General features: G+C 55.2%; 14 protein-coding genes and 1 pseudogene. 5 read left to right on the top strand and 10 right to left on the bottom strand.

What is annotated here, in order from left to right:
- The 3 genes and pseudogenes from H4J77_RS19815 to H4J77_RS20430 all read left to right on the top strand — a co-directional run.
- Positions 1 to 193: hypothetical protein (locus H4J77_RS19815; protein WP_220469432.1), on the top strand; the 193-nt coding region annotated here is incomplete at its 5' end.
- A 70-nt stretch (positions 194 to 263) separates the two neighbouring features.
- Positions 264 to 896: pseudogene (locus tag H4J77_RS20435) on the top strand (PAS domain-containing protein); the annotation flags it as partial.
- 60 nt (positions 897 to 956) lie between these two features.
- Entirely contained in the window at positions 957 to 1,487 is a 531-nt protein-coding gene (locus H4J77_RS20430; protein WP_404940795.1) for a methyl-accepting chemotaxis protein, read from the top strand.
- 123 nt (positions 1,488 to 1,610) lie between these two features.
- On the opposite strand, the gene H4J77_RS18515 is transcribed toward H4J77_RS20430, so the two are convergent.
- The gene (locus H4J77_RS18515) at positions 1,611 to 1,922 is read right to left on the bottom strand and encodes a YqfO family protein (protein WP_182249907.1); all 312 of its coding nucleotides are present in this window, start codon (positions 1,920 to 1,922) and stop codon (positions 1,611 to 1,613) included.
- 113 nt (positions 1,923 to 2,035) lie between these two features.
- Between H4J77_RS18515 and H4J77_RS18510 the strand changes: the two genes are divergently transcribed.
- Positions 2,036 to 2,362, top strand: coding sequence for a hypothetical protein (locus H4J77_RS18510; RefSeq protein WP_123888540.1), 327 nt, complete (start codon positions 2,036 to 2,038; stop codon positions 2,360 to 2,362).
- A 4-nt stretch (positions 2,363 to 2,366) separates the two neighbouring features.
- Here the strand turns inward: H4J77_RS18510 and H4J77_RS18505 are convergent, their stop codons facing one another.
- Positions 2,367 to 3,014: a TetR/AcrR family transcriptional regulator gene (locus tag H4J77_RS18505; protein ID WP_123888539.1), complete on the bottom strand. Its 648-nt coding sequence runs from the start codon at positions 3,012 to 3,014 to the stop codon at positions 2,367 to 2,369.
- 77 nt (positions 3,015 to 3,091) lie between these two features.
- Between H4J77_RS18505 and H4J77_RS18500 the strand changes: the two genes are divergently transcribed.
- The gene (locus H4J77_RS18500; RefSeq protein WP_182249905.1) at positions 3,092 to 4,198 is read left to right on the top strand and encodes a DUF2855 family protein; all 1,107 of its coding nucleotides are present in this window, start codon (positions 3,092 to 3,094) and stop codon (positions 4,196 to 4,198) included.
- Between the two features lie 95 nt (positions 4,199 to 4,293).
- On the opposite strand, the gene H4J77_RS18495 is transcribed toward H4J77_RS18500, so the two are convergent.
- The 8 genes from H4J77_RS18495 to H4J77_RS18460 all read right to left on the bottom strand — a co-directional run.
- Complete coding sequence (locus H4J77_RS18495) at positions 4,294 to 4,626, bottom strand: YnfA family protein (RefSeq protein ID WP_123888537.1); 333 nt, start codon at positions 4,624 to 4,626, stop codon at positions 4,294 to 4,296.
- A gap of 87 nt (positions 4,627 to 4,713) precedes the next feature.
- A complete protein-coding gene (locus tag H4J77_RS18490) occupies positions 4,714 to 5,595 on the bottom strand; it encodes a DNA ligase (protein ID WP_182249903.1) in 882 nt (293 codons plus the stop codon).
- Positions 5,596 to 5,680: 85 nt separating this feature from the next.
- Positions 5,681 to 6,061 carry a septal ring lytic transglycosylase RlpA family protein gene (locus tag H4J77_RS18485; RefSeq protein WP_235869635.1) on the bottom strand — a complete coding sequence of 127 codons (381 nt, stop codon included), beginning with the start codon at positions 6,059 to 6,061 and terminating at the stop codon, positions 5,681 to 5,683.
- A gap of 203 nt (positions 6,062 to 6,264) precedes the next feature.
- Positions 6,265 to 6,567, bottom strand: coding sequence for a YkgJ family cysteine cluster protein (locus tag H4J77_RS18480; protein ID WP_123888535.1), 303 nt, complete (start codon positions 6,565 to 6,567; stop codon positions 6,265 to 6,267).
- A gap of 145 nt (positions 6,568 to 6,712) precedes the next feature.
- Positions 6,713 to 7,726, bottom strand: a complete 1,014-nt coding sequence (locus tag H4J77_RS18475; protein ID WP_182249901.1) for a glycosyltransferase family 2 protein — start codon at positions 7,724 to 7,726, stop codon at positions 6,713 to 6,715.
- Between the two features lie 7 nt (positions 7,727 to 7,733).
- On the bottom strand, positions 7,734 to 9,086 hold the full coding sequence (locus H4J77_RS18470; RefSeq protein ID WP_182249899.1) for an NDP-hexose 2,3-dehydratase family protein: 1,353 nt from the start codon (positions 9,084 to 9,086) through the stop codon (positions 7,734 to 7,736).
- 148 nt (positions 9,087 to 9,234) lie between these two features.
- A complete protein-coding gene (locus H4J77_RS18465; protein WP_182249897.1) occupies positions 9,235 to 9,918 on the bottom strand; it encodes a nitroreductase in 684 nt (227 codons plus the stop codon).
- A 392-nt stretch (positions 9,919 to 10,310) separates the two neighbouring features.
- A partial coding sequence (locus tag H4J77_RS18460; protein ID WP_182248609.1) for a transposase occupies positions 10,311 to 10,432 on the bottom strand: 122 nt, incomplete at its 5' end.

Raw genomic sequence — 10,432 nt, 5'->3', positions numbered from 1 at the left:
ATCAGTTCGTTGGGAATTGCGGGTAGGTCTCGCGGGGCTTCACGCCCCGGCTTCTTCTTGGTCGGCATACATGCGTCCTCTGCTGCAACATGTTATGCCCAAACACAAAATTTATGACACCCCCCGCAAATCAAGCACGCAAACGCCAGCACATATCAATACAGGTGCACTATGTTTTTTAATAAACACTTAAAGCAAAAAATTAGCACCCTGCAAAAAAAATACTCAGATTCCAACAGGTGAAAGACAGCCTGGACACCGACATGCTGGTGGTAACACTTAACGAGTCAGGCAATATTACCTGGCAAAATGCCAACTCAGCGAAAGAGTTAGGCTACTCCGAAGAAAAAATCGTAAATAAGAAGTTACTGGATTTTGTACCTGGCAAGGCTCGCGACACCAAGCACTATCACGCGCTCAAAAAGGCGATTGAACAAAAAAAACATTGGGTGGGTGCTATCCAGTTTGAGCACGCAGACGGCAGCCAGGCATGGCTTCGATCCATACTGCAGCCGATCGTGGATATCAATAATAAACTTGAAGAGTTCACCTTACACAGTACCGTTTTAACCCGCACCATTGAGACCTCTCGAGAGCACCAGGACTTGATCCTCGCACTTAACCGGTCCATGGCATTGATCGAGTTTGATACCAATGGCCATGTGCTAGGGGCAAACGACCGATTTCTGGCTGCCATGGGTTATAAAAAAGATGAGATCAAGGGTAAGCACCATAGCGTCTTTTGCGATCCCGCTGAGGTTAACACCTCAGAATACGCCGCTTTCTGGGCCAGGCTGGGGCGCGGCGAGCACGTTTCAGGTCGCTTCAAACGCTTTGACCGACACGGCAATACGGTTTGGCTAGAGGCCTCTTACAACCCGATATTCAATAACGAAAACGAGCTCTACAAGGTGGTTAAATTTGCCACCGTTATCACTAACGAAATAGAACGGGAAATGGCCGTTTCTGATGCTGCTGGCATTGCCTACAGCACCTCAATTGAAACCGACGCTATTGCCGACCAGGGCGCGCAGGTCATTGATCGGACCGTTCAGGTCATCCGCGAGCTCTCAGAACAAATGGAGCAAGCGGGTAAAGAAATGTCCGCACTGGATAAACAATCACAACTCATCGCGACTATTGTGCAAAGCATTAGCAGTATTGCCGACCAAACCAACTTGCTGGCACTCAACGCTGCGATTGAGGCAGCGAGAGCAGGCGAACAAGGTAGAGGCTTTGCCGTGGTTGCAGACGAGGTCAGACAACTTGCCTCACGCACCAGTCAAGCAACAGTGGAAATCGTAGAGGTTGTACAAAAGAACCAGCAGCTCACTCGATCAACCGTAACAGTGATAAGGCAAGGGCAGGATAAGGCACAACAAGGGCTGGAATTATCAAACGAGTCCGGCCGGGTCATGACCGAAATCAAAAGGGGCGCCCAACAAGTTGTTAATGCCGTTAGCCAATTTGCAAACCAATTAAAGTAATATGCTCATTCGCGCATGTTACTTTGATTGTCATCTTTACCGTCAGCAGTCATGCACGTTAGCCAGCCGCCAGGCTGAAGCAAGCAGGTTCTCAGCCTAACGTTATGGCCAACGGCCTGACACTCAGAGCGTGTTAGTGCGAAAAAAATCAAAGGCCGGCTCCTCATAAGGATGAGCGGCCCGCAGTGCTGCAACAGCCTCAAGAATACACTCATCTGCGCAGACCATCTCGACACGCAACTCTGCCACCTGCTCCAACTTGCCATGCTCACCAATATGTGGATTACTGCCGCTTAGCGGCCTGAACTGCCCCTGCCCCAACACCTGCCAGCTGCAGTAATCGTAATCACCAATACGGCCAGCTCCAGCAGCAAACACGGCCTGCTTGACCTGTTCCGCATCAGCAACCGGAACAAAAAAACATAATTTGTACATACAACGGCCCCTAAAAATAGCTGCATTTGCCAACCCAAATCACATCTTGGCTGACGGCATTCAACTAGAGTAAGTATAGGGTACAAGCCATTCAAATCTGGAAGGAAGCAAGCATGACCATTGATAGCAACCGCCTGTTGCTGGAATTTGAAAAACTGCGGCGCGAGACCAACTTCAGCGTTATCAACTCCGCTTTGCCTGAACTGAACCTTACCAACCTGCAGCCGATCATCACCCTGGTTGCCGAGGCGCGCAGGGATTATCTGAAAGCGCTGGTCGAACTGGCTGAGCAAAATACCGGTGACCAACCAACGCTTGAGCAAATCGGCGAACTCAAAGCCAAACGGGAAACCTTCGATGAACTGGTCAGTGCAGCCAATGCGCTGGAAACGGCCATTCAACGCGACTATCTCAAGGTGCGCACCAGCCGTCACGCCTGAACCGTTAGCTGCGGTGAACAGCAGCCGAGCTGATAGCGGCGTGACAGAAGGACTCCATCTGCGCAGCCCACGCTAGCATGGCGACAGCATCCAGTTGCACCAGCATGGCGTAGCGGCGACCACCCCAAACCGCCAGATGCAATGCCTCCAGCGTACTATCTGATGGCTGCGCGGGTAGATCAGTTGCGGCTTGCAAAACCCGGCGCCAGGCACTCAGAAGTTCATCATAGGCGCGACGCTGGTGTTTCTGCTCCGCAACCATAGGCTCCAATTCCAGCATGTCCGGATGAAACCAGGAGCTGGCCCCTTCCGCCCCACACAGCAGACGCACAAGGCATGACACGCGCTGCTCCCAGGTTAAGTCTTGCGGCTGCACCGCCCGCAGCTCGATCACCTGCAATAGCGACTCGATGCAGTGGCGTACATAGCCTGAGTGCAGTGCCTGCTTGCTGGGAAAGTAGTCATACAGGGTACCAACCGCAACGCCTGCCTCCAGAGCGATGGCCCGAGTGGTGAGTCGCTCCCAGCCATCACGCTGCCAAATCCGAACATAGGTATCAAAAATGGCCTGCACCGTGGCCTTGGCGCGCGACTGTGTAGGTCGCTTGAGCGGCTTGGGACGGGGGTATAGCGGCGTTGACTTGTTACTCATGGATATCCGAACCCGTTAAGCGGGCGTACAGGCTACAGTCATTGTCACCACGTTTCACCTATCCAAGGAGCCAAAATATGAAGACCCTCAGCCAATTACAGAACAACAAAGCGAACCTGGAGCAGGCCCGTATCCACAGCGAAGCCATACCTGAGCTACAAGCAGGAGAAGCCTTGCTGCGCATCTGTAATCTGGCCCTGACCACCAACAATATTACCTACGCGGCTTTTGGTGAAACCCCACATTTGCGTTACTGGGGCTTCTATCCAACCAATGACCAGGCCTGGTTCCACATGCCGGCCTGGGGCTTTGCCGAGATTGTGGAAACCTCAGTCGAGGGCCTGCACAAAGGCGAGCGTTTCTATGGTTTTTGGCCAGTAGCCAGTCATGTAGTGATGAAGCCAGTGCGGGTCTCAGAGCGCGGCTTTTACGACGGGGCCGAACACCGCCTGGAGCTGACCTCAGCCTACAATCAGTATCAGCGCGTCAGCACGGACGCGGCCTACCGTGCAGAAGATGAGAACTATCAGATGCTGCTGCGCCCGCTGTTCATTACCTCCTTCATGCTGGCCGACTTTCTGCAAGACAACGACTTCTTTGGCGCGCGCCGCATCGTGATATCCAGCGCGTCCAGCAAAACCGCTTACGGCACCGCCTTCTGCCTGGAAAATAACCCCAAGGTTGAGTTGATTGGCCTCACGTCCAGCGGCAACACTGACTTTGTCGACAACCTGGGCTGCTACCAGCGCGCTATGGCCTACGATGAGGTTGAGCAACTGGACGCCAGTGTGCCGACGCTTTATGTCGACTTTTCGGGCAATAACGAGCTGCGCAACCGCATTCACGCTCACTTCAACGATAACCTGGTGCATAGCTGCTTTGCCGGCTCATCGCAAAACCATGAACATCTCAGTGCCGCCGACGCGCCAGCTCACGGCCCGGCACCGCAGCCCTACTTCGCGCCCTACCAAATCAAGAAACGCAACGCCGACTGGGGTGCCGCCGAGGTAACACGCAAGTTCAACGAGGCCCAACTGGCGTTCATTCAGCGGGTAAAAAATCCGCAACAACCCTGGATGCTGGTCAATGAACACGTCGGCCTGCAGCAAGCGAAAAAACTGGTTGAGGATCTGGTAGCCGGGCGTATTGATCCGAAGGAAGGTCATGCGGTCGTACTCGGCTAAGCTGAGAGCGCCGCAATCGCTGCCGGACATCCACCATGCCGGCGTGGTGCTAACGGGTAAAAAGCTTGCACGCCATGCGCTCCCGACTGGATGTATTAAGCCGTTCGGGGCGCAAACATAATGATCGCCATGCCCGTCAGGGCAACAGCGGAGCCCAGCATATCCCAGGCAGTCGGGCGGACTCCGTCTACTGCCCACAACCACAAAATAGCCGCGAAGATGTAGACGCCGCCATACGCCGCGTATACCCGTCCCGCGGCCTGGGGATGCAGCGACAGCAACCAGGCGAACATGGCCAGACTCAACGCGGCAGGCAGCAAGAGCCAGATGCTCTTCCCTTCGCGCAGCCAAAGATAGGGCAGATAGCAGCCCAGAATTTCTGCCAACGCCGTCAGCAGAAAGAGGCCCAGGGTTTTCAGTTCCAGCAAAGTGTACAACTCCCGATAGGGCAGGAAAAATCAGAGCAAGCGTAGGCCATCATGCGCAGCATCACCGCAATGCTCAAGCCTTACCAGTCAACCACCTGTATTCTGGTCGGCGGACTTAATGGTGACGCCCAGCCTGTCTTCGCGTACGCGCAAAAAACGAGCAAAGCGCGGCAAGCCGTTGCGCGTCAGTCCGTTAAAGCGATAGGTCACCCAGCTACCCAGCGGCGGTGGGTCGGCTCGCTCGGCATCGCTCAGGCCACTACCTAACCGAAAGCGACGTCCTGCCTCGTCCTCAACCTCCAACGCCCCTACCATACCCGCATATTTACCCTGGCCTGCGGTATACCCCACGACCCATGCCTCGGCATCCTCATAGGGCTTGTACTTCAGCAGAGCTGCGCTGCGGCCAGCGTGATAGCGCGCATCCTGATGATGCAGCATCAGGCCCTCGGCACCTGCCGCAACCAGCATGGACAGACGTGCGTCCAGCTCGTCGGCACTGGCCACTCTAAACTGAGGTACCGCTTGCAACCAGTTGCCCCCAACGGCCGGTAAGGCTTCCATCGCCATCACCCGCTGCGTAAAGGTCCCGCCATGCGTGGGCAGATCGAAGACCATGAACTTGACCCGACGCCAGTGCGCATCGTCCGGCTCGCCTGTGCGCACAATACCGCTGACCTCAGCAAAACGGCCTCGACCAAGCCACAACTCGCCGTCCATTGCCATGGCAGGCCAGCCTGCGGTAAACCAGCCTGGCGACGCAATACGGTAACCACCCCTGCTCCACAGCGCCTGCCCATCCCAGTGTGCACGCACCCCATCCAGCTTCTCGCTAACCCAGAATGACGTGACATCGGCGTTGCCCGAGTAGACAGTCGCCAGCATCGGCTCATGCCCCTTGGGCTCAGCTGAGACTGCATGCGGGAGGCAGGTAAGAAAAACAATCAACAGGGATAAAAGCGGGCGCATGATGACATCCTTGTCATGGCTGCGTGGGCGAAGAAGGCGAGTACCCGATAGCCGCTAGAGCGGCTGATCACGCGACTGCCTGAGTTTAGCGAATCACTTCAATTTCAACATTCAACAATCCGGAGGCGGTATTTCCAATACGGCTGAAAGCGGATTTTGAGAGATCAATAACACGCCCGCGTACAAAAGGTCCGCGATCGTTTATGGTCACCAATACACTTTTTCCGTTACTGGTATTGGTGACTTTAACCACAGAACCAAAAGGCAGCTTCTTGTGGGCGGCCGTGCTCAGATCATGCCGGTACAACGCACCGCTCGCGGTCCTTTGGTTCTGGTGTTTGTCGGCATAAAAAGACGCCTGCCCAGATTCTTTATACCCGGCCCAATCTCCAGCAGCGCGGGGCTGAGCGGTGCTGCAGCCTGCGAGCATCAATAACAAGAAAGAAAGCAAAGCCAGGTATTTCACGATCTTGGGAACCTTATTGAGAGTACGGATATTGTTGCTTTTACCGAAAGGCAGATCGCAACGCAACGGGCTTGCCTGCAAACTGACGACCCGTAGTCGGTCTGCCTAAGCGTTTGCGCCCTAAAGGCTGGCAAGCAAAGATGACCCCAGGTCGCTGGCAACGAAGACATTGCCATCAAGACGGAAGGTATCAGTGACAAATCTCAAGCATCGGGGGATGGCAGCGAGGCTCGCTCTTCGAGGCATTCATAACCGCCCATCTCGAACTCCCGACAAATCCAGGGGCGCTTTTCGTAGATACCACAGAGCATGGTTTCTCGGTCCAGCGCCGCACACCAGCCGTCATCCAATCGCGCCATGGTCATGCCGCCCCACTCGTCCACCGCGACGTACTTGTCTGGCACACCCGTATCCGTAATCAGCATCACCTCCAGGCGACAGCAATTCGCTCTGCAGGTTGCGCAAGTGACATCAGCGTCAGGCAAGTTTATCGCGTCAATCTTCATAGATGAGGCTAGACCGTCTTGTGGGGGTTAGGCGCCAATAGCGCCTGGCAAATACGCGTTGTCTGGATAGGCTACCACCGGGCATGGATGATGAGTCGCACAGCGACGTCACTCTAGTAAAAAGCAGCCAACGATGACGTGTATCTTACAAGACCCGAAGGGCCTCGGGGTTCTTAAGTAGGCTATCGATATCCATTGGCTGTGAAATCGACTCGCCAGTGCGCTTTTGCAGCAGAGTTTTGTGCAGCCCACCCTTATCCCTGCGAGAGAACCAGGATCTGACGACCAGATGATCTATACCCAAATACAGGAAAAGCGCTTTTTGCAGCGCTCGTCTGGTACCTATCGGCTTTTTGCGCCTGGTCGGTCCCTGTTTGCTCGCTGCCTCTTGCAGCTGCTGAGCAATAAACGCGTGAACATCGCGCACTGAGCGCGTTTCCATCATCTTGATCATGTACTGGTGCTCAGTGGTTTCGACGTCATAAAGCGCCGTACTGGCCCGCACATTCTGCGTCCAAAAGCGTAGGCCGGTTACCCTGTCGCCAAAGCTGAAAACACCGCCAAGCCGCCACGCCCGCATGATCCAATGTCTGAGCGGCGTGCGCCAAAGACGGCTGGAATGCTGCCAGGACCCAACCTTTCTGGCATAGGCCCTGCGCACCAACCAGAAACTACTGGGATCAAAGGCATAGTCATCCTCCTTGATCAGGTCTACCAAATCAGGCTGCAAGGGCAACACCGAGGTAAATACCGGCATGATGGCACCTGAAGCGTCGGCAGCAAGTTGGTATCCGTTAGCGGCCTGCCCGATATAGAAATCGGCTCCCGCAGCGGCAATCTGGCCAAGCGCATAGTCCAGGTGATCGGCCAGTAGCAGGTCATCGTGATTGAGAAAACAGACATAATCACCTGTGGCCAGCTGCAGACCAAAACTATTGGGGCCGGATTGCTCGCCAAAGCGCTCGGGAAAGTTGTAGTAGCGGATGCGATCGTCGGCAAGTGTGTGAAGCATCGCGCCAGTCTCTGGCCCGCAACAATCGCCAACGACGATGGCCTCCCACTGCTGGCAGGTCTGCAACTGCAACGAGCGAAGCGTAGAGTGCAGTGCATCAACACGTCGGTATGTGGCGATAATAAAGGTCACGCGAGGTGTTTGCATAATGCACTCAGAGATAGGCAAGCAGCATGGAGACCAGGCTTCTCGCTTCATTGGAAAAGAACCCCTGCTGTTGCGAAAAGCGCTCTATCTGCGCCAACGTCATCCAGCTCAGCGCATCGGTTACCGGCGTTTCCTGTACGCTATCGAGCAGCATCACGCGATAGCAGGACACAGACTCATAAAAGCGTCCGCCCTCATCGGAGTGAAGACTGGAAAGCAGCGGCTCGGCCTGCTGTAGCGCCGCCATAAGCGCTTCATCTTCCTGATCAAGCCCGGCGATAATGGCGGGCACGCCGCCCGAACTCTGGATAGACGGACCGTACTGAAAGCATTCGGTAAATCCAATCTCCGCCCGGCACTTGAAGAGAAAGTGCAGCACGCCATTGATCTCCTTGGCCAGCAGAACCGCCAGTCCCTCTTCCGTGGAAGCAATCAACGGCTGATCCCAGAAATCCACTTCCCTCGCACTGCTGCTGACCTGGTAGTGACGCACCTCAAAGCTGCCATAAGCGCCAGGTAAAACAGCAGCGCGACCTGCCATCCACTCCGGCGCAAAACCGAGACTGGTCATCTGCGTGGTAAAGGCAAAGGTCTCGCGCATGCGTTCGAGTCTGCCCGCGATATGCTCGTCTGAGCTGGCAAACGCGCGTTCGGGCGCAGAATAAGAGCACAGCAATTGCTCGCCCAGGCCGCCTTTATCCCGCCAGCGTTGGAACGGTTCGCCTGTAGCGGCCAGCAATCGCCAAGGGGAGCAAACCAGCACCGAGCGCGCGTCGGTATTGATCTGAAAGTCCATCGCCAGCAATGCGCATAGCTCCTCCAGGGGAGCCCAGCGATAACCCTCCACCTCATCAACAACCTGAGAGGGCGGCAACTCAATCAGCAGGTTACGGTTATATTTCCCGAGAAAACGGGTGCCCTGCTCCGACTGCAGCGTGCTGGCATGCACCTCAACATCAGGCATGCCGATAAAATAGTCGAGGAACGGTGTTTCTTTGCCCTGATGCTTTCTGGTGTAGTTGCTCTGCGTTGCCTGCACTGAAGGAGAGGCTTGCACCAGCCCAACATTGCCTGGCTCAGGCTTGGCCTGAACCAAAACATGCTTGCGCCCGGCCTGACGTTGCAGCAAAAACCCCAGAATACCTATCTCAGGTTGGTAAATAAGCGGCTGCGGGGGATGGCGCGATGAGCCCCCCTCAAGCGAAACGCCCACAATGCTGAAAAAGCCGCCGGACCGATGGCACAGGTGACCTTGCTGCAGAGCCCATTCCTGCGACGCTTGCCAGGGGATTGCCTCAACTTGCATGTCACAGCGCGCGCGATGATCATCCAGCCAGACCACCAGCTCATTCCTTTGCATGCACTTAGCCACTCCATAACAACCAAACAACAGAACGCTTAACGGCGCAGCAGCCACATGGGCTGTGCCGATAAAAGCCATGAAGCTGTTAGCGCCGAGCAGCAACGCTAGCAGATCGAGGTATTCTGCTTAGCGGCCAAGCGGGCTATCAAGCTTTTTCGGTAAATCCGACAAAATTGGCAACCTCACTGACCGGACGGCGCTTCGACACCACCGCGTTAGCGGGAAAGTCTTCGTCCGGATAGCCCATTGCAACACAAATCATGATCACCTGATCCTCAGGAATGCCCGCATGCTCACGCACAACCGGCGAGTGCATGATGCCTTGGCTATTGACTACACAACCCAGGCCACGCGACCAGGCCGCATTCACCAGGCCATTAACCAGAGCGCCACAGTCAAACTGAGCAATATCGCCCTCCTGCAAGACCTTATCGTAAGTGATCACTATAGAGATGGGCGCATCAAACTGCCTGAAACCACGCAGAATCCAATCCTGTCGCTTTTCCTTGTCATCACGGGCGATGCCCATGGCCTGAAACAGTTGCACGGCAATATCAACCTGACGCTGACGATGCTCGCCCTCGTATGAGCCAATACCGCGACTTTCCTTGGACGGTGGCGTGCCGTTGAGCATGCGCTCGGTGTTGTCAGCGCGAATACGGTCCAGCGGCTCGCCGGTCAGCACATGCAGATGCCAAGGTTGGGTATTCATGGAAGATGGCGCGCGCGTCGCCATGGCTATCACCTCTTCCAAAACGCTGCGCGGCACCGGTTTCTGTTGAAAAGCGCGAATGCTGCGACGCCCGAATACGACTTCTTGGTAGTTCACGGTTTAACTCCTCACAAGATAGGGGAGCTAGCAATCCGGCGGGCGCAAAAGATACTGCGCGCGGATGCGGCTAGCCTGCGGACCTGACATTAGCACAGTAATGTCTGCCCTCCGGCTGAAGGGTGGCTCGGCAATAGGAGCTTATAAGGCGCCTCTATAACCCGCCTCGGCTTATAACTGAATCACGCTGAAATCGCGCAAAGCGGCAGCGCCGCCAGCTCAGCAGATCACTTTAAAATAAGTGAAAAAGCACCGACCAGAACCGCAAACAGGACGGACAAGCCGATCAGTAACGTCCAGGGAAAGGCCGGTGGCGGCGGCTCGATACTCAACTGTTCTTCCAAGTAATTTTTCAGCAGCCGGGTATTGCGCGTGTTGGCCTTAAAAATGGTTCATCGCATTTTACCGGGAAACGCTGCTTTGATTTTCAAGAAGAAGTAGTTGTTATCCCGGTAACCGTAAGCCATTCGTTTGATGACCTTGATCTTGTTGTTCATGCCTTCCAGAACACTGG

The sequence above is a fragment of the Pseudomonas sp. 5Ae-yellow genome, assembly GCF_014077575.1.
Taxonomy (GTDB): domain Bacteria; phylum Pseudomonadota; class Gammaproteobacteria; order Pseudomonadales; family Pseudomonadaceae; genus Halopseudomonas; species Halopseudomonas neustonica.
This window is presented reverse-complemented; position numbering and strand designations above follow the sequence as displayed.